Source organism: Promicromonospora soli (genome assembly GCF_014653785.1).
Taxonomy (GTDB): domain Bacteria; phylum Actinomycetota; class Actinomycetes; order Actinomycetales; family Cellulomonadaceae; genus Promicromonospora; species Promicromonospora soli.
The window spans coordinates 1-24,911 of sequence record NZ_BNAS01000007.1; the positions used below are offsets into that span (position 1 = coordinate 1).

At 71.2% G+C, this 24,911-nt stretch carries 19 protein-coding genes; 3 read left to right on the forward strand and 16 right to left on the reverse strand.

Features of this window, described 5'->3' with window-relative positions; translation table 11 throughout:
* Positions 1 to 749: 749 nt before the first annotated feature.
* The 8 genes from IE250_RS20295 to IE250_RS20330 form a co-directional block, all read right to left on the reverse strand.
* Positions 750 to 1,745 (reverse strand): sugar phosphate isomerase/epimerase family protein, encoded by a 996-nt coding sequence (locus IE250_RS20295; protein ID WP_189671134.1) that lies wholly within the window; start codon positions 1,743 to 1,745, stop codon positions 750 to 752.
* Positions 1,745 to 4,396, reverse strand: a complete 2,652-nt coding sequence (locus IE250_RS20300; protein WP_189671135.1) for a PQQ-dependent sugar dehydrogenase — start codon at positions 4,394 to 4,396, stop codon at positions 1,745 to 1,747. The genes IE250_RS20295 and IE250_RS20300 overlap by 1 nt, the downstream gene beginning before the upstream one ends.
* Before the next feature lie 173 nt (positions 4,397 to 4,569).
* On the reverse strand, positions 4,570 to 5,571 hold the full coding sequence (locus tag IE250_RS20305; protein ID WP_189671136.1) for a sugar phosphate isomerase/epimerase family protein: 1,002 nt from the start codon (positions 5,569 to 5,571) through the stop codon (positions 4,570 to 4,572).
* 73 nt (positions 5,572 to 5,644) lie between these two features.
* Positions 5,645 to 6,496 (reverse strand): ThuA domain-containing protein, encoded by an 852-nt coding sequence (locus tag IE250_RS20310; protein ID WP_229872629.1) that lies wholly within the window; start codon positions 6,494 to 6,496, stop codon positions 5,645 to 5,647.
* 61 nt (positions 6,497 to 6,557) lie between these two features.
* Positions 6,558 to 7,739: a Gfo/Idh/MocA family protein gene (locus IE250_RS20315; RefSeq protein WP_229872630.1), complete on the reverse strand. Its 1,182-nt coding sequence runs from the start codon at positions 7,737 to 7,739 to the stop codon at positions 6,558 to 6,560.
* 74 nt (positions 7,740 to 7,813) lie between these two features.
* Entirely contained in the window at positions 7,814 to 8,869 is a 1,056-nt protein-coding gene (locus tag IE250_RS20320; protein WP_189671137.1) for a substrate-binding domain-containing protein, read from the reverse strand.
* A 95-nt stretch (positions 8,870 to 8,964) separates the two neighbouring features.
* On the reverse strand, positions 8,965 to 9,903 hold the full coding sequence (locus IE250_RS20325) for an ABC transporter permease (protein WP_189671272.1): 939 nt from the start codon (positions 9,901 to 9,903) through the stop codon (positions 8,965 to 8,967).
* A 35-nt stretch (positions 9,904 to 9,938) separates the two neighbouring features.
* Positions 9,939 to 11,477: a sugar ABC transporter ATP-binding protein gene (locus IE250_RS20330; protein ID WP_189671138.1), complete on the reverse strand. Its 1,539-nt coding sequence runs from the start codon at positions 11,475 to 11,477 to the stop codon at positions 9,939 to 9,941.
* Between the two features lie 135 nt (positions 11,478 to 11,612).
* On the opposite strand from IE250_RS20330, the gene IE250_RS20335 reads away from it, so the two are divergent.
* Positions 11,613 to 12,734 carry an ROK family protein gene (locus IE250_RS20335; protein ID WP_189671139.1) on the forward strand — a complete coding sequence of 374 codons (1,122 nt, stop codon included), beginning with the start codon at positions 11,613 to 11,615 and terminating at the stop codon, positions 12,732 to 12,734.
* Positions 12,735 to 12,888: 154 nt separating this feature from the next.
* On the opposite strand, the gene IE250_RS20340 is transcribed toward IE250_RS20335, so the two are convergent.
* Positions 12,889 to 13,689, reverse strand: coding sequence for an SDR family NAD(P)-dependent oxidoreductase (locus IE250_RS20340; protein WP_189671140.1), 801 nt, complete (start codon positions 13,687 to 13,689; stop codon positions 12,889 to 12,891).
* Positions 13,690 to 13,876: 187 nt separating this feature from the next.
* Here IE250_RS20340 and IE250_RS20345 point away from each other — a divergent pair, with 187 nt between their 5' ends.
* Positions 13,877 to 14,443 (forward strand): TetR/AcrR family transcriptional regulator, encoded by a 567-nt coding sequence (locus IE250_RS20345; protein WP_189671141.1) that lies wholly within the window; start codon positions 13,877 to 13,879, stop codon positions 14,441 to 14,443.
* Between the two features lie 9 nt (positions 14,444 to 14,452).
* Here IE250_RS20345 and ligA read toward each other — a convergent pair whose 3' ends face one another.
* The 6 genes from ligA to IE250_RS20375 form a co-directional block, all read right to left on the reverse strand.
* Positions 14,453 to 16,744, reverse strand: a complete 2,292-nt coding sequence (gene ligA / locus IE250_RS20350; protein WP_189671142.1) for an NAD-dependent DNA ligase LigA — start codon at positions 16,742 to 16,744, stop codon at positions 14,453 to 14,455.
* An 88-nt stretch (positions 16,745 to 16,832) separates the two neighbouring features.
* Positions 16,833 to 18,095 (reverse strand): cytochrome P450 family protein, encoded by a 1,263-nt coding sequence (locus IE250_RS20355; protein WP_189671143.1) that lies wholly within the window; start codon positions 18,093 to 18,095, stop codon positions 16,833 to 16,835.
* Complete coding sequence (locus IE250_RS20360; protein WP_189671144.1) at positions 18,092 to 18,703, reverse strand: GTP-binding protein; 612 nt, start codon at positions 18,701 to 18,703, stop codon at positions 18,092 to 18,094. The genes IE250_RS20355 and IE250_RS20360 overlap by 4 nt, the downstream gene beginning before the upstream one ends.
* Positions 18,684 to 19,037: a DUF742 domain-containing protein gene (locus IE250_RS20365; RefSeq protein WP_189671145.1), complete on the reverse strand. Its 354-nt coding sequence runs from the start codon at positions 19,035 to 19,037 to the stop codon at positions 18,684 to 18,686. Before IE250_RS20365 ends, IE250_RS20360 begins: the two co-directional genes overlap by 20 nt.
* A 110-nt stretch (positions 19,038 to 19,147) precedes the next feature.
* Entirely contained in the window at positions 19,148 to 19,561 is a 414-nt protein-coding gene (locus IE250_RS20370; protein ID WP_229872631.1) for a roadblock/LC7 domain-containing protein, read from the reverse strand.
* The gene (locus IE250_RS20375; RefSeq protein WP_189671146.1) at positions 19,558 to 21,231 is read right to left on the reverse strand and encodes an ATP-binding protein; all 1,674 of its coding nucleotides are present in this window, start codon (positions 21,229 to 21,231) and stop codon (positions 19,558 to 19,560) included. Before IE250_RS20375 ends, IE250_RS20370 begins: the two co-directional genes overlap by 4 nt.
* Before the next feature lie 321 nt (positions 21,232 to 21,552).
* Here IE250_RS20375 and IE250_RS20380 point away from each other — a divergent pair, with 321 nt between their 5' ends.
* Positions 21,553 to 23,784: a prolyl oligopeptidase family serine peptidase gene (locus tag IE250_RS20380; RefSeq protein ID WP_189671147.1), complete on the forward strand. Its 2,232-nt coding sequence runs from the start codon at positions 21,553 to 21,555 to the stop codon at positions 23,782 to 23,784.
* A gap of 77 nt (positions 23,785 to 23,861) precedes the next feature.
* Here IE250_RS20380 and IE250_RS20385 read toward each other — a convergent pair whose 3' ends face one another.
* On the reverse strand, positions 23,862 to 24,899 hold the full coding sequence (locus IE250_RS20385) for a uroporphyrinogen decarboxylase/cobalamine-independent methonine synthase family protein (protein WP_189671148.1): 1,038 nt from the start codon (positions 24,897 to 24,899) through the stop codon (positions 23,862 to 23,864).
* Positions 24,900 to 24,911: the final 12 nt, after the last annotated feature.

Sequence of the window (24,911 nt, forward strand, 5' to 3'; positions counted from 1 at the left end):
ACGCACACCGTCAGAGCCGCAATCTTCCCGATCACTTCCCTGCCCGGGGCAGTTCCTCAAACTTACCAGATTCTTTCGGCCGATCAAATTCGCTTCCGTTCTCAGAACTGGAAGGAATTGCAACCCGCCTGCCGAATTCGGCAACCCCACCAATTCCGGGGAACACAAAGTTCCTCGATCTTGCGATGTGGGTTCCAGCCCCGGCACGGCCACCCTGCCGTTTCCGGCTGGTGTCCGTCTGCCCGTCGGGCTGACCTGGAGAACATTACACACGTTCCGGCGTACGCGCCAACTCAGCCGAGGTGGCCTGCGGCACACCACGTTTCCGCAGGTCAGGTGTGTTTTGAACATGCCATGGCACCCACTCGAACAGCGCTTGTGACGGCGGACACGCCAGCTGGTCTCCCGCACCCGTGTCCAGCACCCGACCGACCCACCGTTGCCCCGCCGCGCACCGACATTTTCCGTTCGGGCGTCCCGTTCACCTCCGCGACCCCCGTACTACGTTCGGGGCAGGTGACATCCGAGCCTGGGGCGGCGTCCCCCGCCCCCACCGAGACTTCCCCCGCAAGGACCGAGACCCCCCAGAGGTGATCGGGAAGCGCACCTCTGTGGTGGGTGGCCTGGAGCACGACGACGTGGTGCTCCTCCGCGCCCGGTAGCCGGTAGGCGCCGCCGTCGGACGGCGTGAGGGGTGTGGCCGACGCCGGACGGCGTCGACCACACCCCTCACTCACCCGCTCACGCGCTCAGGAGCGCCGCAGCGACCGGATCTCGACGTAGGAACGCTGGGCGTTCCCGAACGAGTCGACCGGGAAGCCCGGTGCCGGCTTCGACGCGGCGTTGTCCTGCTCCCAGATGCCGTGCCGCTTGCCGCCGCCCGCGAGCGCCGACAGGAACTCGGTGAACGGCAGGTCGCCGGCCCCGAACTCCACGATGTCGTAGCCAGCGGTGCTCTCCGGGTTCACCTCCCCGTCCTTGAGGTGCAGGAGCGGGTACCGCTGGGGGTTGCGCTTGATGTAGTCCACCGGCTCGAAGCCCGGGTACCGGTGCTGGCCCACGAACGCCCAGTAGACGTCCATCTCGAGGAACACCGTCGCGGGGTCGGTGTTGTCGTAGAAGACGTCGTAGAGGCGCACGTCCGGGTTGTCCGTGGCGAAGCTGAACTCCCCGTCGTGGTTGTGCTGGTAGAACTTCAGGCCGCGGGCGGCCGCTGCCGCCCCGAACCCGTTGAACTGCTCGGCCGCGGCGAGATAGCCGGCGATCGTGCGGTCCGCGGTGGGCGCGTTGGCCGTACCCACGTGCTCCATGCCCAGGATCTGGGCGATGTCGAGCTCCAGCTCGATGTTGTTCACGAAGTCCCCGATGCCGCGGTGCGAGCCGACGGCGTGCAGGCCGTTGTCGTCCAGCAGCTGCCGGATCTCCTGCGGCGTGATGGGTCCGACCTGGTTCTGCGTGTACCCGGCGAACTCGACCTCCGCGTAGCCCATGGCCGAGAGCCGCTCGAACACTGCGCGGAAGCCGAGCGAGGACACCTTGTCCCGGATCGAGTACAGCTGGATGCCGATCTGTCCCGGCGGTACGAGCACCCGGCCCGTGGCGGCGGCCGTCGTCGCCGGGGCGAGGGTGGAAGCTGCGGCGCTGCCCGCGAGGGCGGCGCCGGCGAGAGACGCCGCGCCTACGGCTACGGTGCCGCCCGCCAGCCTCAGGAAGTTCCTGCGGTCGACGTCAGTGCGTGGTTCCATCACTGCTCTCCTTCTGTCCGAGCGGCCCCGGACGGGCCGGTCGAGTCCTGTGCGGCCGCTGGGGGCGTCCCGACGCCCGCGCCGACCATGGTCACCGCATCGACGGCGAGATCGCCGGCCGCCGTGATGTAGAGCGTTCCGGTGCCCTCGGGGGCGTCGAACGCGAGGTCGAGCTCCTGCCACGTGCGCGAGCTCAGCTTCGCCGTCGCGAACGGCTTGGCCGTGGGCGAGTCCCAGCGCAGCTGGAGCTTGCCCTTGCCGCGCACCGTCGCGGTGGCGCCGTCGATGCCGAGGAGGCTCACCCGCTGCAGGGCGAGCGAGTCGCCCTCGCCGAGGCCCGTCAGGTACGCGCCGGCCGAGGCCGCCTCGTCCTGGACCAGCTCGGTGGTGCCCTCGGCGTTCATGTGCTCGGCCTGCTGCAGCTTGGGGTTCAGGCGCAGCGTCGCCTCGCCGGCGGCGGACGGCAGGCCGTTGGCCCCGTTGTCGGTGTAGGTGACGACCACCGCGCCGTACAGGTGCGCGTCGGCGCCGTGCTCCGGGGAGTTGGGGTCGGTCGGGAGGACACCCGTGCAGCCCGTGCCGGACACCTCCGGGTGGGCGTGCTCGTCGTGACCGAGCCCGTAGGACCACGCCACCCGGCTGCAGACGGTCTCGGTGCCGTCCTCGGCGTCCTGCGTGGTCACCTGGAACGGCACCGCGTCGCCCCAGTCGAAGAACCCGCCGTCGGCCGGGAAGTCGACGGTGACCTCGGGTGCCTGGTTACCGACGCTGATCTCCTGCGAGGTCAGCGAGAACTTGGCGCGTGCGTCGGTGACCCGAAGTCTGGCCGTGTACAGGTCGAGCTCGGTGTAGGTGTGGGTGGCCTGGACGCCGCTGGCGTCGAACGTGCCGTCGCCGTCGAAGTCCCACTCGTACGTCAGCGCGTCACCGTCGGGGTCGCTCGAGGCGGACGCGTCGAACGAGACCTCCACCGGTGCGGACGACGACGACGAGGGCGTGGCCGTGAACTGCGCCTGAGGCGCCTTGTTGCCCTCCGCGTAGTCGATCCGGTACAGCCCGGAGTCCGGGTTCTGCCGGAAGAAGCCGTCGCCGTACTCCAGCACGTACAGGGAACCGTCCGGGCCGAACTCGAGGTCGATCGGGTTGTCGTTGCGGAACATGCCCGCCGCCTCCAGCGCCGTGTTCGGGAAGAAGTCCTCGATCTCCCCGACCTCGAACGTGGACCAGTCCACGCTGAACGCCGCGTAGTAGTCCTGGGAGAACTCGCCGAAGAACGCCTTGCCGTCCCAGACCTCAGGGAACTTGCCCGGCGCCGTCTCGTCCGCGTCGTAGTGGTAGACCGGGCCGCCCATGGGCCCCTGCCCGGTGCCGGAGCCGAAGTTCACGAGCTCGTCACGCGGCTGCTGCCCCGGCTGGTCGCCGTAGTACAGGGTCGCCGTGCGGGCCGGCGGGAGGTCGGTCAGACCGGTGTTCCAGCGGGAGTTGTTCTGCAGCGCGGCGCAGTCGAAGAACTCGCCCGGCGTGGCGGTCTCGAAGTTCCACTCGTTGTAGGCCGCGTTCGGTCCGTGGCAGTACGGCCACCCGGAGTTGTGCGGGTCGTCGAGCCCCACGGCGTTCCACTCCACGTAGCCCATCGGCCCCCGGTCGGGGTTCGCCGCGCTGGCGTCGGGCCCGTAGTCGGCCCAGGTCAGCGAGCTGGTCTCCGGGTCCACATCGATGCGGAACGGGTTGCGCACGCCCATCACGAAGATCTCGGGGCGCGTGCCCTCGGCGCCCGGGGCGAACAGGTTGCCCGCGGGGATGTCGTAAGTGCTGCCCTGGCCCGGCGGCGTACCGGCCGCGATGTCGTCCTTCACGTCGATCCGCAGGATCTTGCCCCGCAGGTCGTTGGTGTTCCCTGCACCGCGACGGGCGTCGAAGCCCGGGTTCATGTTCGGGGCGTCGTTGTTCGGGGCGTACCCGTTGGCGCCCGGCGTGCCGGCGGGGGTGTTGTCGCCAGTGGAGAGGTAGAGGTTGCCGTCGCCGTCGAAGTCGATGTCCGCGCCGACGTGGCAGCACTGGCCGCGCTGCACCTCGACGTCGAGGATCGGCTGCTCCGAGGCCGGGTCCAGCGCGTCGCCGGTCCAGGTGAACCTCGACAGGCGGTTCACGCCCACCCACCGGTCCCAGTAGCTCTCGTCCTCACCCGCGGGCAGCGTGTTGGGCGCGTTGCCCGACGGCGTGTCCGCCACGCCGTCGCCGTCGGCGTCCCGCGGCGCGTACACGAGGTAGACCTCGTTGCTCGTCTCGAAGTCCGGCGCCAGGGCGATGCCCTGCAGGCCGTCCTCCGAGTTGGCGTACACGTCGAGGGTGTTGACCAGCCTGGTGACCCCGGTGGCCGGGTCGGTCACCCGCACGTCGCCGTTGCGGGCCGTGTGCAGCACCCTCCGGTCGGGGAGCACAGCCATGTCGATGGGCTCACCGACGTCCTTGGTGAGCAGGATCTTCTCGTAGTTGCCCCAGTCGGTGGCGGCAGCGGCCGCTCCGTCGAGGGTCTCCTGGGCAGTCGCCGACGGCGTGGCCACGAGCGCCACCCCGACCAGCGCGGTCGCGGCGAGCGCCGCGAACGTCTTGCTCTGCCGCGCGCGGGCGCGAACCTGGATAGTCTTCATACGTGATGCAGCTCCTCGTCGAGTTCGTCACGCCGGCCGGGCCTCGTTCGCATCCCATTCGTCCGGGGCCCGGTCTTCCTGCTTCTCCCGCGTCGTGCTAGCGACGCCGGGTGGTACCTGTTCGCTCCTGGTCGTACCTCCCTGTCAGACCTGTCGGCACGTCGTCGACGGCGTCAGCGGGTCGAGAACGCGGCGTCGAACGCCGAGTCGGGTGCGTCGAACGCGTGCGAGCGCACGAACTCGAGTGCCTCCGGCGCGCCGACGAGCCGGTCCATGCCGGCGTCCTCCCACTCGACGGAGATCGGGCCGTCGTAGCCGATCGTGTTGAGCATCCGGAACGCGTCCTCCCACGGGACGTCGCCGTGCCCGGTCGACACGAAGTCCCAGCCGCGGCGGGGATCCGCCCACGGCAGGTGCGAGCTCATCCGGCCGTTGCGGCCGTTCGTCATGCGCTTCTTCGTGTCCTTGCAGTCCACGTGGTAGATCCGGTCCTTGAAGTCCCACAGGAAGCTGACCGGGTCCAGGTCCTGCCACACCATGTGGCTCGGGTCCCAGTTCAGGCCGAACGCCTCGCGGTGGCCGATCGCCTCCAGGGTCCGCACGGTTGTCCAGTAGTCGTAGGCGATCTCGCTCGGGTGCACCTCGTGGGCGAACCGGACGCCGACCTCGTCGAACACGTCGAGGATCGGGTTCCAGCGGTCCGCGAAGTCCTGGTACCCGGCCTCGATCGCGGCGTCGGACACCGGCGGGAACATCGCCACGTACTTCCAGATCGCGGAGCCGGTGAACCCGATGACGGTCTTGACGCCGAGCTTCGCGGCGAGACGGGCGGTGTTCTTCATCTCCTCCGCGGCGCGCCGCCGCACGCCCTCGGGGTCGCCGTCGCCCCACACCCGGTCCGACACGATGTCGCGGTGCCGCTGGTCGATCGGGTCGTCACAGACGGCCTGGCCCTTGAGGTGGTTGGAGATCGCCCACACCTTCAGGCCGTGCCGCTCCAGCAGCTCCAGGCGCCCGGCGACGTACTCGTCGTCGTCCCAGCGCCAGGGGTCGAGGTGGTCACCCCAGCAGGCCAGCTCCAGACCGTCGTAGCCCCAGGACGAGGCGAGGCGTGCCACCTCCTCCAGCGGCAGGTCGGCCCACTGGCCGGTGAACAGGGTGATCGGTCGTGCCATGTTTTCCTCCGTCGTAGGTGCGCAGGTCCTGCGGTGCGGGGCGGGCGTGCTGCCCGCCCCCGCACCACGCGTATCAGGTGCAGTCCGAGTCGACGACGCCGGAGGCGGTCCGGATGCCGCCCAAGAGGTGCTGCAGGAACGCCGGCTCCGCGTACGACTCGTTCGTGTGCCCGCCGCCCGTGTACCAGGAGCGGCCGCCGTCGTACACGTGGCACCACGCCGTCGGGTGGTCGTCCCCCATCGCCCCGGACCCGGGGTCGTAGCTGTCCTCGTCGAGACTGGCCAGGACGTGCACGTCATCCCGCGGGTTGGAGCGGAAGTTGTACCACTCGTCGCGCCGTTCCCAGCGGTCCGGCAGGTGCGCCGTGGAAGCGTGCGTGTGGTCCTCGACGTCGATCGTCGCGTCCTGGATCGCCGGGTGGCCGCTGAAGTAGGCACCCACAAGCTCGCCGTACCAGGGCCAGTCGTACTCCGTGTCCGACGCCGCGTGAATGCCCGCGTAGCCACCGCCACGCTGGATGTACCGCTCGAACGCCGCCTGCTGCCTGGCGTTCAGCACGTCACCCGTGGTGGACAGGAAGACGACCACCTCGTAGCGGGCGAGCCCGCGCTGGGAGAAGACGCGTGCGTCCTCGGTGGCGGTGACCGTGAAGCCGTTCTCCGCACCGAGCTGGGAGATCGCCTCGATACCGACGGGGATCGAGCCGTGCCGGAAGGCCGCCGTCTTCGAGAAGACGAGCGCGTCGAAGGGTTCGGCCGCGGTGTCGCCTGCCGAGCCGGCGGCCGCACCGTCCGGCGCCCCCTGGACCGCCGACGCCGGTGGTTCGACGGCGGCCGCCAGCGCGGCCGGGATACCGAGAGCGGTCACGGCTGCTGCCGCGATCACCGACCGCAGCATGCGGCGGGTTCGTTGCACGTTTCTCACCTGGAGCTCCTCATCGAGACGGGTCAGTCCTAGTGCGGTGCGGTACGGCAAACGCTCTCGCTCACGGCAGGGGAACCCACCCCCCTCCGGCGGCCGCGCTGCGCTCGACGGCGTCCAGCACCCGCTGGACCTCCAGGCCGTCGCGGAACGACGGCGTCGGCTGCCGTCCGGCGGCCAGGTCCCCCATCAGGTCGACCACCTGGTGCGTGAACGCGTGCTCATAACCGAGCCCATGCCCCGGCGGCCACCAGTGGCCGCCGTACGGGTGCTCCGGCTCGGTGACGACTATCCGGCGGAAGCCCGCCGTCGCCGCCTCCTCCGTCGCGTCGAAGAAGTGCAGCAGGTTCATGTCCTCGAAGTCGAAGGCCAGCGAGCCCTTCGAGCCGTTGACCTCGAGCCGGATCGCGTTCTTGCGGCCCCACGCGAAGCGTGTCGCCTCGAAGCTCGCCAGCCCACCGCCGGACAGCCGGCCGAGGAACACCGCGGCGTCGTCCACCGTCACCCGGGCCGTGCGGCCGGCGTCAGCCACACCCGACAGACCCGAGGACGACGCCGCCTCCGGGCGCTCGTGCACGAAGGTCTCGAGCAGGCCGCTCACCCCCGTGAGCGACTCGCCCGTGACGTACTGCGCCAGGTCGACGACGTGGGCGCCGATGTCGCCCAGCGCCCCCGAACCCGCCTTCTGCTTGTCGAGGCGCCACGACATCGGTGCCTGCGGGTCCGCTATCCAGTCCTGCAGGTACTGCGCGCGCACGTGGCGCACCTGGCCGATCCGCCCCTGCTCGACCAGCTGCCGGGCCAGAGCGATCGCAGGCACGCGGCGGTAGGTGAACCCCACCATCGCGCGCACCCCCCGCGCCGCGGCCGCCTCGGCTGCGGCGACCATCGTCTCCGCCTCGGCCACGCTGTTGGCCAGCGGCTTCTCGCACATCACGTGCTTGCCCGACTCCAGCGCGGCGACCGCGATCTCGGCGTGCGCGTCGCCGGGCGTGCAGACATCGACCAGGCCGACGTCGTCCCGGGTCAGCAGGTCACGCCACCCCACGACGGCGTCGTCCCAGCCCAGGCGTTCGGCAGCCGCACGGACCGCCGAAGCGTCCCGCCCCGCGACCGCGCGCATGCGCGGCACCAGCGGCAGGTCGAAGAACCGCGGCGCCGTGCGCCAGGCCTGCGAGTGCGCCGCCCCCATGAACGCGTAGCCGACCATGCCGACCCCGAGCTCGTTGCTCTTACCGGTACTCATACCGCGCCTCCCCCGCCGTTGGCTCACCCGCTGTGTCGCACGCCCGAGAGGGCGTCGTCCTGGACGTCACTGCGTCAGGACTCGAAGCCGACCGACAGGTACTCCTCGACGTTGTCCGCCGTCACGACGGGCGCGTGGAGCTGGACGGTGCGCGGCACGCCGATCGACGCGAGGTCGCCCACCGTCTTGTTCTGCGCGATCAGGCGGGCGAGCTTGACGCCGTCGGCGGCCTGGGTGGACGGGTAGATGACGGTCGCCTCGACGACGCTCTCCCCGGACTGGATCTCTTCCATCATGTTGATGGACCCCGCACCGCCGACCATGAAGAACTCGTCGCGGCCGGCGTTCTCGATGGCGGCGAGCACGCCGACGCCCTGGTCGTCGTCGTGGTTCCAGATGGCATCGATCTGCGGCTCCGCCGACAGCAGGTTCGCCGTCTGCTCCTCGCCGCCCTCGACCGTGAAGTCGGCGGCGACGCGCGCGTCGACGTCCAGGCCGCAGTCGTCGAGGGCGTCCTTGAAGCCGTCGCTGCGGTCCTGCGTCAGCGGCAGGGAGTCGATGCCGGCGATCTCCGCGACCACCGCGTCCGGGTTGTCACCCAGCCGCTCGCAGATGTAGGTGCCGGCGCTCACGCCCATCCCGTAGTTGTCGCCCAGCACGGTGGTGCGGGCGGCGAACGGGCTGGTGAACTCGCGGTCCACGTTGATGACCGGGATGCCAGCCTCCATGGCCTCGAGCGCCACCTCGGTGAGTGCGGCGCCGTCGAACGGCAGCAGCACGATGGCGTCGACACCCTCGTTGATGAACCCCTCGACCTGGCTGATCTGCACGTTGACGTCGTTGGTGCCCTCGGCAACCTGGAGAGTGACGTCCTCGTACTTGTCGGCCTCGGCCTGGGCGGCGCTGGTGATCGCGCCCATCCAGCCGTGGTCGGCGGCCGGGGCGGAGAACCCGATGACCACTTCGTCGCCGGGCTCGTCGTTCTCCGTCACCGTGACTGGACCGGTGGCGGTGTCTTCGGTCTCGCGGGGTTCGTTGCTGGTGCAGCCGGCGACGACGAGCGCGGCGCAGGCAGCGGCCACGAGGGCGCCGGAGGCCCGGCGCGTGCGTACTGCTCGGACAGAAGTCATGGTGATCTCCCTTGATCCGGGGTGGAGCTGCTGGGTTGGCTGGTGCACGAACTCGGTTGCGCGCTCGGAGGCGCGCGGACGGGGTGACGACGGGCTCACGTGCTCGTCGCCCTCTCGCGCGAGGCGAACCACTGCTGGAGCAGCACGGCGGCCACGATGATCGCGCCCTTGGCAATCGCCTGGACCGAGCTGTCGAGGTTGTTGAGGACGAAGACGTTCGTCAGCGTCGCGAAGATCAGGACGCCCAGGACGGTGCCCGTGATGGTGCCGCGGCCGCCGGCCAGCAGCGTGCCACCGACGACCACCGCAGCGATGGCGTCCAGCTCGTAGAGCGTGCCGTGGGTCGAGGAGCCCGCAGTCGTGCGGGCCAGCATCATCACGGCGCCGATCCCCGCCGTCAGGCCGGTGAGCCCGTACAGGTACAGGGTGTGCCGCTTGATCTTGATGCCCGCCAGACGGGCCGCCTCCGGGTTGCCGCCCACCGCGATGGTGCGCCGGCCGAACGTGGTGCGGTTCAGCAGGAACCATCCGGCGGCGGCGACCACGACGAAGATCCACACGATCATCGGCAGGCCGAGGAGATCGCCGCGGAAGACGTCGAGGAACGGATCCACGTCGACGATCTGGGTGCGCCGCCCCGCGATGATCTCCGCCAGACCGCGGGCCGCGGCCAGCATCGCAAGGGTGGCGATGAACGCGGGCACCCTGCCGTAAGCGACGAGGGCGCCGTTCACCAGCCCCGCGCAGAGCCCGACCACGAGCGCGGTCAGGACGATGACCCACCAGCCGTAGTCCTCGGCCATGTACTGGGTGGACAGGGTGGACGCCCACACCGTCGCCAGGCCGAGCACCGAGCCGACCGACAGGTCGATGCCGCCGCCGGTGATGACGAACGTCATGCCGATGCTCACCACGCCGATCGTCGCGGCGAGGCTCAGGATCGTGGTGATGTTGCCGATGCTGGCGAACCGCCCGTCGGTGGTGGCGATCCCAACAACACACAGCAGGACCAGGGCGAGCACGAGGCCGCCCATTCGCAGTGCCGGCCCTGACAGGGCCGATCGTGTGCTCACGCGACACTTCCTTCCATGACCAGGTCGAGCACGGCGTGCTCGTCGATTTCGTCGGCCGGGCCCTCGTGGACCGCGCGGCCGTCGGAGATGACCAGAACCCGGTCCGCCAGGCCGAGCACCTCCGGGATCTCGCTGGAGACGACGAGCACGGCTGTACCCGCGTCGGCCAGCCGCCGGATCAGGCCGTAGATCTCGGCGCGCGCGCCGACGTCGACGCCCCGGGTGGGTTCGTCGAGCAGGAGTACGCGGCAGCCGTGCACGAGCCAGCGCGCCAGCAGCGCCTTCTGCTGGTTGCCGCCGGACAGGGTGCGCGCGTCGCGGTCCACCGAGGCGGGCCGCAGGTCGAGGGCCTCGACCTGCTCGCGCGCCGCCGCACGCTCGGCCCCCTCGTCGAGGAGTCCCCCGCGGCCCAGGCGCGCGAAGGTGGAGAGAGTGATGTTCCGGTACACAGGCTCGTCCAGGAGCAGGCCCTGGCTCTTGCGCTCCTCCGGGCACAGCCCCATGCCCGCGGCGACTGCAACGTCCACACCCGCGCGCAGGCGCTTGCCGCCCACGCGCACGCTGCCCGACGTCGCGCGCCGGGCCCCGTAGATCGTCTCCAGGATCTCGGAGCGGCCCGAGCCCACCAGGCCCGCCAGGCCGACGATCTCGCCGGCGCGGACCGTGAGGGAGACGTCCTCGAAGACTGCTCCGAGCCCGAGGCCCTCGACATCGAGCACCGGTGCCGCGTCCTCCGGGACGCCGGGACGGTCGGGGAACGCGTACTCGACCGACCGGCCGGTCATCAGCCGGATCAGCTCCTTGGTCGGCGTGTCCGCGACGGGCAGGCCCGTCGCGACGGTACGACCGTCCTTGAGCACGGTGATGCGGTCGCCGAGCTGCCGGATCTCCTCCAGGCGGTGCGAGATGTAGACGACGGCCACGCCCTCGGCCGTGAGCTCGCGCACGATGCGGTGCAGGTTCCCGACCTCCTCGGAGTCCAGCACCGCGGACGGCTCGTCCATGACCACGACACGCGCCTCGCGGGACAGCGCGCGGGCCAGCTGCACGATCTGCTTGCCTGCCGCGGGCAGGCGGCCCACCTCGCGATGCGGCGAGATCTCGGGGTGGCCGAGGCGCTGCATGACCTCGCGGGTACGCCGGGCGGCGTCGGACCGGCGGGTGACGCCGCCCCGCGCCAGCTCGTGCCCGAGGTAGATGTTCTCGGCGACGGTCAGGCCGTCGACGACGTCGAGCTCCTGGTAGATCGTCGCGATGCCGAGACGCAGGGCCGCCACCGGGTCCGGGATGGTGACCGGTGCCTCGTCGAGCAGGACCTCGCCCGCCGTGGGCTGGTGTGCCCCGGCCAGGATCTTGATCAGGGTGGACTTGCCCGCCCCGTTCTGGCCCAGCAGGCAGTGCACCTCGCCGGGACGGACCTCGAGGTCCACACCGTCGAGCGCTCGCGCGCCGGGAAACTCCTTCACGATGCCACGCATCCGCAGCAGGGGCTGCGGCGCCGGCTGCTCTGTCGGTTCTGGGTCCACGTCGACCATGTATCGAACGTAGATGGACTTTTGGCGACCGTCAAGCAAAAGTCGCAACTATGTTGACCATGATTGACTAGAGTCATGGTGGAAGTGGGACGGGCCGCGGTTCAGCAGGCACCCAAGGTCTCTGGAGCAGGAGACATGTTTCAGCTCCTGCGTGATGGACGGCCCCGCACGCGGGCCGATCTCGCGGCTGTGACGGGGCAGGCCCGGTCGACGGTCGCGGCGCGCATCGACCTGCTCATGGCGGCCGGGCTCATCGCACCGGCGGGCGAGGCGACGTCGACCGGCGGCAGGCCGCCCGCGACCTTCGCGTTCGCGCCGTCCGCGCGGGTGGTCCTGGGTGTCGACCTCGGGGCGACGCATGCCCGGCTCGCCGTGACCGATCTCGCCTCCACCATCCTGGCGCAGCGCGAGCTGCCGCTGCTGATCACCGACGGACCGGACCTCGTGCTCGACCGCGTGGCCGAGACCGGCGCCGAGCTGCTGCGCGAGGCCGGACGGTCCACCAGCGAGCTCGCCGGGGTCGGCGTCGGCCTGCCGGGGCCCGTGGAGCACGCCACCGGCAAGCCGAACAACCCGCCGATCATGCCCGGCTGGGACAACGCCGACGTGCCCGCCATCCTCGGCGACCGGTTCCACGCACCCGTGCTCGTGGACAACGACGTCAACATCATGGCCCTCGGCGAGCACCGCACCGCCTGGCCCGGCGTGGCCGACCTGCTGTTCGTCAAGGTCGCCACCGGCATCGGCGCCGGCATCATCGCCGACGGCGCGCTACGGCGCGGCGCGCAGGGCTCGGCGGGCGACATCGGGCACGTCGCCGTGCCGGGCGTCACCGACGTCGTGTGCCGGTGCGGCAACATCGGCTGCCTGGAGGCCATCGCCAGCGGGCTGGCCGTCGCGAACAAGCTGGAGGGCGCGAAGACGCCCGCCGACGTGGTCGCGCTGGTGCGCTCGGGTGACGTCGCCGCGAGCCAGGCCGTGCGCCAGGCCGGGCGGGACATCGGCGCGGTGCTCGCCACGAGCGTCAGCCTGCTCAACCCGTCGATGATCGTGATCGGCGGCATCCTGGCCGACGCCGGGGAGCACATCGTGGCCGGCATCCGCGAGGTGGTCTACCAGCGATCGCTGCCGCTGGCGACCCAGCACCTGCGCATCGTCACGGCGCGGACCGGCACGCAGGCCGGCGTGCTGGGCGCGAGCGCCATGGCGGTCGACCAGGCCCTCTCCTCGGAGGCGGTGGACCGCCTGGTGGCCTAGGCCTCCCGGGTGACGGCGGTGGTGACGAAGGTGAGGTAGGCGCGGTGGCGCCGGGGCTTGCGCCGGCCCGGACCGGTCAGGGCCGGGGCTTGCGCCGGCCCGGACCGGTCAGCTGGGCATGCCGGCCCGCCAGAACCGGTATGGGCGTGGCTTGTCAGGCAGTACGGGTGAGGTAGCGATCGGCCGGGACCCTTAGCGACAGGTTCGGGACGAGCGCCTGACGCGCCTTCTCGAACGACTCCCAGTCGCTGATGTCCGGCAGCGACAAGATCGTGACGGGCTCCCCGGCGTCGAGGCCGGCGAACGCCGCGTCGACGGCGTCGTCCACGTTCATGACCATCTCCTCGGGAAGAGCCGCGAGGTCGACACCGGAACCGTCCCAGAGATCCGTGCGGACAGCGCCCGGCAGCACGGCCTGCACCGTGACGGGGCTCTCGGCGAGCTCCTGCTGCAGGGCCTGGGTGAACGTCAGCACGTAGCTCTTGGTGCCGCTGTAGACGGCGCTGAAGGGCATGACGTTGAGAGCCATGGCAGAGGAGATGTTCACGACGGTTCCGTGCCCGCGGGCCGTCAGGCCCGGCAGGACGGCGATGGTCAGCCTGGTCAGCGATGTCACATTGAGGTTGATCAGCGCCTCATAGGCCGCCGCGTCGGAGGCTGCCAGCGGCGTGAGCAGCGCAGCGCCGGCGTTGTTGATCAGCACCTCGATGCTCTCGTCGGTCCGAAGACGCTCCTCGACCACGGAGATCTGCGCCGCATCGGTGAGATCGGCGGGGACGACGTCCACCGCACGGCCGGTGCGGCTGCGGATGTCCGACGCCAGCGATTCCAGCCGCGCGGTGTTCCGGGCCACCAGGATCAGGTCGTAGCCCCGGTCGGCGAGCCGCTGCGCGTAGGCGGTGCCCAGGCCGGCGGATGCGCCGGTGACGACGGCGGTCTTGTTCTGCGTGGTCATGGGGTTGTCTCATTTCTGGTCCGGTGGACGAACGGGCCGAATGTCGGCCCTGCGTTAGATGACGATAGGTATCTAACGTCGCCCCGTCAACCGCGCGGATGCCGCCGGCCACCGCCCAGGCGTGCCGCACGGGACGTCGCGTATGATAGATGCGGATTACTATCTAACCTTGGCAGGCAGGTGGCTGATGAGTCGCGTTTCGCAGGCGCAAGCGATCGAGAACCGCAGGCGCGCGGTCGCCGCGGCGTCCCGGCTCTTCCGGGAGCGCGGGGTGAACGGCATCAGCGTCGCCGATCTGATGAAGTCCATCGGACTGACCACGGGTGGCTTCTACAAGCAGTTCTCCTCCAAGGAGGCCTTGGTCGTCGAGGCGACTCGAGCCGGCTTCGAGGACCTTGACCTGCTCCTGGCCGAGTTCGATACCACCCACGGCGATCACGACAGCGCGCGCGGCGCCCTCGTCGACTTCTACCTGTCGGCCGAGCACCGTGACCAGCCCGGCACCGGCTGCCCGACCGCGGGATTCGCAGGCGACGTGGCTCGCGAGCCGACGGCTGGGGAGGTGCGTGAGACCTACGCAGCCGGAGTCGAGGACTTCGCCGCGTGGCTGTCTACCGACGGCGACGACGGGCTTCCCATGGTGGCCACTCTGGTCGGCGCGCTCCTGCTTGCCCGGGCCACGGCGGGCACGGAGCTGTCGGAGAGGATCCTGGAGTCGACCCACAAGGTCGTGGCCGCACCACACCGGCCGTGACCCGCCGGTTCACAGCGCCTCCGGGCCGCCCTCCAGCAGCGCCTTGAACCCGTCCTCGTCGAGGACAGGCACCCCGAGCTCCTCGGCCTTGGCCGCCTTGGTCCCGGCGTTCTCCCCCACCACCACGTAGTCGGTCTTCTTCGACACCGAGCCGGAGGCCTTGCCGCCCGCGGCGAGGATGGCCTCCTTGGCGCCGTCCCGCGTGAAGTCCAGGAGCGAGCCGGTGACCACCACGGTCAGGCCCGCCAGCGGGCCGGTCGGCTCGGTGTCCGCCTCGGCCATGGCCGCGGGACCGGGATGCCCAGGCGTCGCCAGCTGGACGCCCGCCGCGCGCCACGCCGCGAGGATCTCCTGGTGCCAGTCAACGGCCAGCCACGCCTTGATCTCGGCGGCGATCACGGGCCCCACGCCATCGACGGACGCCAGCTGCTGCTCCGATGCCGCCTCGATCGCGTCCACGGACCCGAACCAGCCCGCGAGCGCCCGCGCCGCCACCGGCCCGACGTGCCGGATGTTCAGCGAGACGAGCATGCGCCACAGGTCCTTCGTCTTGGCACGCTCGAGCTCCTCGAGGAGCTTGGTCGCGTTGGCCGACGGCACCCACTCCGGCAGGGTCTCGCCCGCGGCCTCTGCCGCCGCGCGCTGCGCCTTGCCGTAGGTCATCCGACGGCGGAACGGGGCACGCCGGCGCGCCACCCCGTCGTCGTCCACCTTGGGGAGGCCGGTCTCGGCGTCGCGCACGACTGCCTCGATGGGGAGCAGCTGGTCGAGCGTGAGCGAGAACAGCCCTGCCTCGGTGACCAGGGGCGGTGTGTCCGGGACGTCGGGCTGGGTGAGCGCCGCGGCAGTGACCTCGCCGAGTGCCTCGATGTCGAGGCCTCCGCGCGAGCCGATGTGCTCGACCCGGCCGCGGACCTGCGCGGGGCAGGACTTCGCGTTGGGGCAGCGCAGGTCGACGTCGGCCTCCTTCATGGGGCGCAGGGGCGTGCCGCACTCCGGGCAGCTCGCGGGCATGACGAAGTCCTCGCGCGGGTATCCGTCGTCGGCCAGGGCGGCCACCGGCCCGAGGATCTCGGGAATGACGTCGCCAGCCTTGCGCAGCACGACGACGTCGCCGATCCGCACGCCCTTGGCCCGCACCACGTCCTGGTTGTGCAGCGTCGCCTGGCGCACCGTGGAGCCCGCGACCTTGACCGGCTCCATCACGGCGTACGGGGTGGCCCGGCCGGTACGGCCCACGCCGATCTGGATGGCGAGCAGCCGGGTGTTGACCTCCTCCGGCGGGTACTTGAAGGCGATGGCCCAGCGGGGCGCGCGGCTGGTCGAGCCCAGCCGGCGCTGCAGCTCCAGGGCGTCGACCTTGAGGACTATCCCGTCGAGCTCGTGCTCGATGTCGTGCCGGTGCTCGCGGAAGTAGTCGATCATCTCGAGCGCGCCGTCCAGGCCCGGCACGACCCGGTTGTGCGGGGACACGGCGATGCCCCACTGCTCGAACAGCGTGTACGCGTCGGACTGCCGCGCCAGGGGCTCGTGCTCGCCGGCCTGCCACTGCAGGGTGCCCACACCGTGCGCGTACATCCGCAGGTTGCGGCTCGCGGTGACCGCCGGGTCCTTCTGGCGCAGCGAGCCCGCGGCCGTGTTGCGCGGGTTCGCGTAGGGGTCCATGCCTGCCGCGACGAGCTTCTCGTTGAGCACCGCGAAGTCGGCGGTGGTCATGAAGACCTCGCCGCGTACCTCGATGACGTCCGGGTGCGCGGCCGGGTCGCCGGCGAGGCGCTGCGGGATCGAGGCGATGGTCCGCACGTTGGCGGTGACGTCCTCCCCCGCGCGCCCGTCGCCACGGGTCACGCCGCGGACCAGCCTCCCCTTCTCGTACACCAGGGAGATCGCCAGCCCGTCGATCTTGACCTCGCACAGGAGCCCGGGGCGGTCGGTGCCGAGGTCGCGCTGCACCTTGTCGGCCCACGTCGCGAGCTCATCGGTGGCGAACGCATTGTCGAGCGACAGCATGCGCTCGATGTGCTCCACAGTCGCGAACCCCGCCGTAGCCGCGCCACCGACACTCTGTGTGGGCGACTCCGGCGTCACCAGCGCCGGGTGGGCCGCCTCGAGCGCCTGCAGCTCGCGCATGCGCGCGTCGTACTCGGCGTCCGACGACACCGGTGCGTCGTCCTCGAAGTACGCCCGCCGGTCCTCCTCGATCCGGGCGACCAGCTCGGCCCATCGGCGCTGGGCCGCCGCCTCGTCGCCCGTGTCTGCCGGTTCCAGGATGCCTGTCGTCTCGCTCACAGACACAATCATGGACTGAACCACTGACATCCGAGCGGTCACCCGGTCGAGCGCACCCGAAAAGGTCTGCCGACCTGGGCGTTCGCCCCGATCCGCCCGCTCAGCGCTCGGCCTGGCCCACGCCGCCCGACGCCGGGGACGTGAACCGGACCGGCAGCCGGCGCGGGTACCGCGACCACGGCGAGAGCGACATCTCGAGCGAGTCCGACGACACCGTCAGCTGCATGTCGAGGATGCGGCGCAGCAGGGTGTCCACGGCGATACGTCCGATGAGCGGGCCGATCCGGTGGGCCGGGCACGCGTGCGCGCCAGCGCCCCACGTGAGGTGGAACCGGCTGCCGAGCTCCTCCCACGGGTCGTCCGTACGGATGGCCCGGTCGGCGTTCGCCGCGGCGACGGCGGGGACGAGGGCGTCGCCGACCGCGATCCGGCGCCCGCCCAGCTCGCAGTCCTGCCGGGCGAACCGCGGCAGCACGTGCGGCGCGGGCGGGTTGCGCCGCGACACCTCGTCCAGCGCGTCGTCCAGGTCGAGCCGGCCGCGGCGCAAGCGGGCCGCGAACGCCGGGTCGGTCAGGATCATGTGCAGCGTGCTGGCGATCCACGCGATCTCGGCGTCGTGCCCGAGGCGGAACATCACGCCGATCGAGGCCATGGCCTCGACGTCGTTCGCATGGTTCGGGTGGTTCACCAGGGCCGTGGTCAGGTCCTCACCCGGCTCCGCGCGGCGCGTCGCCACGAGCCCCACCAGCAGCGCCTCCTGCTCGACGGCGGCCGCGCGCGCCTTCTCCCTGCCGGCGGACAGCGCATCGGTGAGCTCGTGCATCTTGTTCCCGTCCGACAGGCTCATGCCGAACATCTCGGTCATGACCATCACGGGAACCGCCACGGCGTACTCGCTCACGAGGTCCGCCTCGCCGCGCGGCATCAGGCGGTCGATGATCGCCTCGCACGTCACCGCTACGGTGCGGGCCAGGCGCTTCTCGTCCACGGCTCCCAGGGCGTCGTCGAGCGGGGCGCGCAGCCGACGCTGCTGGATCCCGTCGAGGAAGTACGCGTTCTCCCGCGGGGCCAGGGCGGCAAGCACCCCCGAGTCCGCGGGCAGGGAACGCTCCTGGACGTATCGCCAGTTGCGGGAGTTGCGGGAGAACAGCAGCTCGTTGCGCATCACGCTGCTCGCCTCGTCGTACCCCAGCACCAGCCACGCGGGCACGCCGGGCTCCAGGTCCATCGGGGCCACCGGGCCCCACTCGTCGCGGAGTCGCTCGTAGAGCTTGTTCGGGTCCCGGGCCGTTGTGATGTCCGACAGCCGCATCCGGTCCGGAATGTCTTCCAGCCGACCGTGCAGTCCGCTGGACAGCGTCACGCGTTGACCTTCTGGAAGACGGGGAAGGTCATGGCGTGCTCGACCAGGGTGATGAGGGTCAGGACGGCGGACTGCCGGTCGCGGGCGTCGCACTCCACGATCGGCGTCTCGGGCAGCAGGTCCAGCGCCGCACGGACCCGCTCCAGCGGGTAGTCCGGCGAGTCCGGGAAGTGGTTGACGACCACCGCGAACGGGATCTTGGTCCGCAGCTCCAGCTGGTCCAGGACCTCGAAGCTGTCCTCCAGGTGCCGCGTGTCGATCATGACCAGCGCGCCGACGGCGCCGTCGGCCAGGCCTGCCCACAGGTCCCAGAAACGGCGCTGGCCCGGGGTGCCGAACAGGTACAGGGCGATGTCTTCGGTCACGGTGATGCGACCGAAGTCCATCGCGACCGTCGTCGTCTCCTTGTTCGGCAGCCCCGGGTCGATGCCCACGCTCGCCGTGGTGATGCGCTCCTCGGTACGTAGCGGGTCGATCTCGCTGACGGCACCGATCAGCGTCGTCTTGCCCACCCCGAAGGCGCCCACGACCAGGACCTTCACCGACCGTGCAACGGTCGGTGCCAGGTGCGGTCCGGGCGCGGTGCGGTCAGAGCTTGCGGAGTCCATCGAGAATCTTCTCCAGGATGTCCTTGCCGGGCAGGACGTGCGATTGGTGGTTGGAACGAATCGTCAGGTGTCCCGCGTCGACCAGGTCCGAGACCATGACCGCCACGAGGCTTACCGGTAGCTGCAGGTAAGCCGCCACCTCCGCGAGCGCGAGCGTGCCGCGGCACAGCTGCGCCAGCTCGCGCTCCAGCCGGCCCGCCGTCGAGAGCAGAGGCCTGCTCTCGACGGCGCGCACAAGAGTCTCCGGTCGCAGAGTGTTCCGCGACGGGTGCGCACGCCCCGAGGTGAGTACGTACGAGCGCACCGGGTGGTCGCGGTATTCCTCGGTGTCCATCCCCTCGCCCCCTGTCGGTCGGTCAGGTATCCGTCGAGCTGGTGGTGCCTGAAACACGCGAGCCGCGCTGGGCCCGAATAGTGCTTTCCCGTATGGCGGCCGAGGCGGGATCAGCTGGAGATCCGCTCCGTGCCCAGGGTGCGCTCCCCAATCATGAGGACCTGGGCCTGCATCTGCTGGGCGATCAACGCCGGGTCGATCACCGTCTCTGTGACGACCGCGAGGCGGGAGCCGTCGCCGGCCCCCCGGACGAAGAGGAATCCGCCGTCGAACTCCACCATCACCTGGCGGATCGTCTCGCTGTGCCCGAACTCCCTGCTCATTCCCATTCCCAGCGCCACAAGTCCGGCACATGCCGCGGCCACCTTGTCGGCCACGTCGAGCGGGGTCTGGTCTGTCCGAACCTTCATCAGCCCGTCCGAGGTGAGCACCACAACATGCTTGACCCCTCGCACTCCACTGATGAGCTCGAGCATCCAGCTGTTGCCGTCGGTGCTCGTCATGCCGTCGGCCTGCGTAGTCATCGGTCCTCCGAAATTCCGCCGGCTCCAGCCGACGGTTCGCTGCTGTCTGGTGAGTCCCCGAACCGCGCCTCGCTCGAACTGAAGAAGGCGCCCATCCACTCACCGGCCTCCTCGGCCGTCTGAGCGGGACGAGGAGCTTCGGTACGGAGCTCCTGGGACTTGGTCCGGTCGTCGGGCACGTCCACCTCTCCACGGCGCGATCGCCGTTGCGGAAGCGCACCCGGCTCGGGGAACTCATCACCCTCAGGGCGGGCTCGCCCAGGGCGCAGGGGCAGCTCGCCAGGGGCCGTCACCGGGGCACCGGCCACAGGCGTCTCCTCCTCGTCGTCGACCACGTCGTCGGGCGCGCTCAGCGGCTCGACGGAAACCACGGTCGCGGCGTCGGGCGCCGCGGGAGCCGGCCACTCGTCGTCGGCGGCGGGCTTCGCGGTGGACAGCTCGGGTGCGAGCGGCGCCTCGACGACGGCGGTGGCAGTGCGGCTCGATGCCAGCGCGGCGACACCCGTGGACCGGGCGCCGGCGCTCGGCAGGTTCGCAGCCGGCGTGAGCATGCCCGACGGCACCACTGCCTCGGTGAGCTCGGCCGGAATCATGACGATGGCGCGGAGCCCGCCGTACACCGACTCGGTGACGTCCACGCGGAAGCCGTGGCGGCGAGCGTAGGTGCCGACCACTGCCAGGCCAGTCTGCGGGATCTCGCCCAGCTCGGTGATGCTGATCTCGCGCTTGCCGGAGGCGATGTCGCGCGCCTGCTCGAGCTGCTTGAGGTCGAGGCCGACGCCGCAGTCGTCGATCTCGACGACGGCACCGCGCTGCACCTGGCGCAGCGCGACGAGCACCTGCGTGGTGGGCGGCGAGGACTGCGTGGCGTTGGACAGCAGCTCTGCCACGAGGTGGATGAGCGGCTCGACGATGCGGGCCGAGACGGCGACGCCGGGGTCGCCCGACACCTCGACCCGGTGGAACGCTGTGATGCGGCTGGCGGCGCCCTTGACGACGTCGGGCAGCGGGAGCGGCTCGCTCCACTGCTGGCCCGGCCACTCGCCGCACAGGGCCGCGAGGCTCTGCGCCTGGCGGGCCTGCTGGGCCGCCGCGTGGTCGACGCGCATGGAGGTCTGCAGGATGTCCGGGTCGGCGGGGTGGCGCTGCACCATGCGCGCCGCCTCCTCCTGGATGCGGTGTGCGGCCGCCTGGACCTTGCGGCTCAGGGCGACGACGGCCACCTGGACGGCGTCGCGGCGGGCTACGCGCTCCTCCTGCACCCGGGCGAGCATGGCGGCGGCCTCGTCGAGCCGGGCCTGCGCGTGGGCGTCGCCGGGGAGATGCGGCAGGGGCGGGGCCGGCTCGCTGGCGAGGAACGCGGGCAGCTGCTCCTTCGCCAGCGCGTCGAGCGCGGCCGAGGCCGCCTCGGCGCGCTCCTCGGCACGACGGTGCGCGAGGATCAGGTCGTCGTGCGCGGCAAGGTCGTCCCGCGAGGACCGCGCGGCGATCAGCGCGGCCGCCACGGCGAGCCCGACGGCGGCGATGCCGACGAGCCAGGCGGGCCACAAGGAGCTGGCGCCGGTAGCAGTGAACAGGACGGGCGCTACGAGTACGTAGGCAAGCACGCCGGCGACGCACACCCAGGGTGCAACCTGGCGCAGCCTGCTGGGCGGAGGAGAAGAAGACATCGAGCTCACCGAGCCGATCCCCTTAATAGTTGTCTCGTCTTAAGTTCGGACGACCGGACACGGCGAATACCGCGACCCGCTCCACGAACTCGGCTGGAGGAGGCGAACAACCCCCTGGACTGCAGTTTCTACCACAGGGCGTCCCAGGCGTGGAAGGGCAGGCCGTGGTGCGACCTGCGAAAATAAGTGCCACTGACGAATACGGAAGGCCGGAGGCCCGGTATCACCCCAAAATAGCAAAAGTCGGGCGATTCTGTTCAGGAGGCCGGCTAGTGGCCGGATGACGGCGGACGCCGCGGCGAGCCGCGTAGGGTGCTCCCCATGAGCGTCGAGCACACCCAGACCGCCACCCGATCCGCTCTCCCGGCGACCCCCCTCGACCCCACCGCGGCCGACCCGTTCGGCTGGCTCGAGGACGTCGAGGGCGACACCGCGCTGGACTGGGTGCGTGAGCGCAACGCGCACAGCGCGGCGGCCCTCGGCGGCCCGGCCTTCGCCGAGACCCAGCGGGCGGTGCGCGAGGTGCTCGACTCGGACGACAAGATCCCGCACGTCTCCAAGGTGGGGAGGCACTACTACAACTTCTGGCAGGACGCCGAGCACCAGCGCGGCCTGTGGCGCCGCACCACGCTCGACTCCTACCGGACCGACGACCCCGAGTGGGAGATCGTCCTCGACCTCGACGAGCTCGCGGCGCAGGAGGGCGAGAGCTGGGTCTGGCACGGCGCGAGCGTCCTGCGCCCGACGCCGGAGCAGCTCGCGGCGGGCGAGCCCCGCCGGCACGCGCTCGTCGACCTCTCGCCGGGCGGCTCCGACTCCGACGTGACGCGCGAGTTCGACCTGGTCACCAAGCAGTTCGTGCCCGAGGGCGAGGGCGGGTTCGTCCGGGCCCAGGCCAAGGGCGGGCTGGCCTGGGTCGACGCCGACACGGTCTACGTGTACACGGACTTCGGCGACGGCACGTTGACGCCGGCGGGCTACCCGCGGCAGGTGAAGCGGTGGCGGCGCGGCACTCCCCTGGCCGAGGCGACCCTCGTCTACGAGGGCACCGAGCAGGACATGTACATCAGCGCGTCCCGCTCGCACACCCCGGGCTTCGAGCGCGACCTGGTGCACCGCGCGCTGCGTTTCTACGCCAACGAGACGTACCTGGCCACGGGCGTGGGCACGCCCGGCCAGACGCTCACGAAGATCGACGTGCCGGACTCGGCGAACGTCGGGCTGCACCGCGAGTGGATGCTGGTGCGGCTGCGCGACGACTGGGCGCTCGGTGGCACGACCTACCGCGCCGGGTCCCTGCTCGCCGCCCTGTTCGACGACTTCATGGCCGGGTCCCGCGACCTGACGGTCCTGTTCGAGCCGACGCCGACGACATCGCTCTCGGGGACCACCTGGACGCGGAACCGCCTCGTGCTCAACGTGCTCGACGACGTGAAGAACCTCCTGTACGTGCTGACGCCGCCCGCTCCGGTGGTCGAGCCGGTCGAGACCCAGGTTTCGACAAGCTCGACCAGCGCTGGGGCAGGATCGACCAGCGAACGGGCGTGGGTCCGCTCCGAGCTACCCGTGGGCGGCGAGCTGCTCACCGTCGGCGTCGGCGCGGTGGACGTCGTCGACTCGGACGACGTCTGGGTTGTCACCACCGGGTACCTGACGCCGTCGACGCTGGCGCGCACCGGCGTCGTCGGCCCCGGCGAGGAGCCGGAGGCGCCCGAGGTGCTCAAGTCCGCGCCCTCCTACTTCGAGACCGCGGGCCTGGAGGTCCGCCAGCTGTTCACGGAGTCGGACGACGGGACGCGCGTCCCCTACTTCGTCGTCGGCCGCGCGGACCTCGTCTCCGGGGAGGCGGGCCCCGCACCCACCCTCCTGTGGGGGTACGGCGGGTTCGAGCACGCGATCCTGCCCGGGTACTCGGGCACGGTCGGGCGCGCGTGGCTGGACCGCGGCGGGGTGTACGCCGTGGCGAACATCCGCGGTGGCGGCGAGTACGGGCCGGCCTGGCACCAGGCTGCGCTGAAGGAGCACCGGCACCGCGCGTACGAGGACTTCGCGGCCGTGGCACGCGACCTCGTCGCCCGGGGCATCACCGTGCCCGCGCAGCTCGGCATGGAGGGCCGCTCGAACGGCGGGCTGCTCGCCGGCAACATGCTGACGCAGTACCCGGAGCTGTTCGGGGCGATCATCGTGGGTGTCCCGCTGCTGGACATGAAGCGGTACTCGCACCTGCTCGCGGGGGCTTCCTGGATGGCGGAGTACGGCGACCCGGACACCGACGACTGGGAGTTCCTCCAGAAGTTCTCGCCGTACCACCTGTTCGACGCAGCCCGGGACTACCCGCCGGTGCTGTTCACGACGTCGACCAAGGACGACCGCGTGCACCCCGGCCACGCCCGCAAGATGGCGGCGCTCATGCTGGCCGCGGACAAGGACGTGACGTACTACGAGAACATCGAGGGCGGCCACGGAGGGGCGGCGAACAACGCACAGGCGGCGTACATGGCGGCCACGCACTGGACGTTCCTGTGGAACCGCCTGACAGACCAGACCCCATAGCCCCGCCCACCTTTGTTGTGGGCGTGATCGTTGCGCCTAAAGCGGGCACATAGTCGCAACGATCACGCCCACAGCAATCACGCCTCCGCGCGTTCCGCCAGGGCTTCCGCTACTCGGCCCAGGTTGGCCAGCTCCGCTCGGTGCTCGTCGGTCGAGCCGAACGACTTCCGGGGCGCGGCCAGCAGCGTCACGTCCGCCAGCTGCGCGGCGGGCAGGCCTACCCGCCGCCACGGCACCCCGACGAGGTCGGCGAGCTCGCCGAGCGCCGGCCCCGCGCACTGCGAGATCTGCGCGGGCGGCAGCCCTGCCCACAGTCCCGTGCCGCGTTCCATGGCGCGGGCGATCAGCTCCCAGGCCTGCGCGTTCCAGCCGCCCGGCCCGACTTCGGCCAGGTTCAGGCCCAGCGCGTCCGCGCCGGCGAGCACCACCGGCGGCACTCCCACCCACGTGCTCCCGAGGTGCACCACGGAGCGCGCACCCGCGTCCCGCACCGCCGCGAGCACCGGCTCCAGGCCCTCGACGATCTCCGGCCCGGCCACCGCCCGCAGCCGGGAGAACCCGGAGAACGTCGGCAGCACGCCCGCGTGCACCTGACCGAGCAGCGGCTCCGCGAGCTGCACCGTCACCTCGGCACCGGGAACCTGGGCCACGATGTCCGCCACCAGCGTGCGCAGGCCGTCGGCGAGCGCGCCGGCCAGGGCGTTGCGGGCGCCGGCGTCGGCCAGGACGCGGTCCCCGCGGGCCGACCACAGCTGGGCCGCCAGCGTCCACGGCCCCAGTACCTCCACGGTGAGCGGGCCCGCGTGGCCGTGCGCCGCGATGGCGAGCGCGCCGAGGTCCTCGCGCCAGAACGTCTCCGCCCGCCGCGCGTCGACGCCGGGGCGCTCGGTCAGCTTCCAGCCGTGCGGGCCCAGCTCGACGGGCATCTCGGTGAGCCGCGCCGCCGTCCGCCCGAGGGCGTCCGCGCCCGGACCACGCTGGGCCAGCTGCGTCAGGAACGGCACCGCGTAGACGCCGGTCGGCAGCTCCGCGAGCTCGCCCAGCGCCAGCTGCTGCGCCTCGAGCACGTCGCGCTCGCCCCCGGGCCACGGCCCGTGTCCGCTCACAGCAGTCATCAGCTCTCCTCG

Coding starts and splice junctions, on each gene's coding strand:
- IE250_RS20370 (WP_229872631.1), bottom strand. CDS start 19,561: ATGACTACGCAGGCCGACGGCATGACGAGCACCGACGGCAACAGCTGG.
- IE250_RS20375 (WP_189671146.1), bottom strand. CDS start 21,231: ATGTCTTCTTCTCCTCCGCCCAGCAGGCTGCGCCAGGTTGCACCCTGG.
- IE250_RS20360 (WP_189671144.1), bottom strand. CDS start 18,703: ATGGACTCCGCAAGCTCTGACCGCACCGCGCCCGGACCGCACCTGGCA.
- IE250_RS20365 (WP_189671145.1), bottom strand. CDS start 19,037: ATGGACACCGAGGAATACCGCGACCACCCGGTGCGCTCGTACGTACTC.
- IE250_RS20315 (WP_229872630.1), bottom strand. CDS start 7,739: ATGAGTACCGGTAAGAGCAACGAGCTCGGGGTCGGCATGGTCGGCTAC.
- IE250_RS20305 (WP_189671136.1), bottom strand. CDS start 5,571: ATGGCACGACCGATCACCCTGTTCACCGGCCAGTGGGCCGACCTGCCG.
- ligA (WP_189671142.1), bottom strand. CDS start 16,744: ATGATTGTGTCTGTGAGCGAGACGACAGGCATCCTGGAACCGGCAGAC.
- IE250_RS20345 (WP_189671141.1), top strand. CDS start 13,877: ATGAGTCGCGTTTCGCAGGCGCAAGCGATCGAGAACCGCAGGCGCGCG.
- IE250_RS20325 (WP_189671272.1), bottom strand. CDS start 9,903: ATGGGCGGCCTCGTGCTCGCCCTGGTCCTGCTGTGTGTTGTTGGGATC.
- IE250_RS20320 (WP_189671137.1), bottom strand. CDS start 8,869: ATGACTTCTGTCCGAGCAGTACGCACGCGCCGGGCCTCCGGCGCCCTC.
- IE250_RS20380 (WP_189671147.1), top strand. CDS start 21,553: ATGAGCGTCGAGCACACCCAGACCGCCACCCGATCCGCTCTCCCGGCG.
- IE250_RS20330 (WP_189671138.1), bottom strand. CDS start 11,477: ATGGTCGACGTGGACCCAGAACCGACAGAGCAGCCGGCGCCGCAGCCC.
- IE250_RS20340 (WP_189671140.1), bottom strand. CDS start 13,689: ATGACCACGCAGAACAAGACCGCCGTCGTCACCGGCGCATCCGCCGGC.
- IE250_RS20295 (WP_189671134.1), bottom strand. CDS start 1,745: ATGGAACCACGCACTGACGTCGACCGCAGGAACTTCCTGAGGCTGGCG.
- IE250_RS20385 (WP_189671148.1), bottom strand. CDS start 24,899: ATGACTGCTGTGAGCGGACACGGGCCGTGGCCCGGGGGCGAGCGCGAC.
- IE250_RS20300 (WP_189671135.1), bottom strand. CDS start 4,396: ATGAAGACTATCCAGGTTCGCGCCCGCGCGCGGCAGAGCAAGACGTTC.
- IE250_RS20335 (WP_189671139.1), top strand. CDS start 11,613: ATGTTTCAGCTCCTGCGTGATGGACGGCCCCGCACGCGGGCCGATCTC.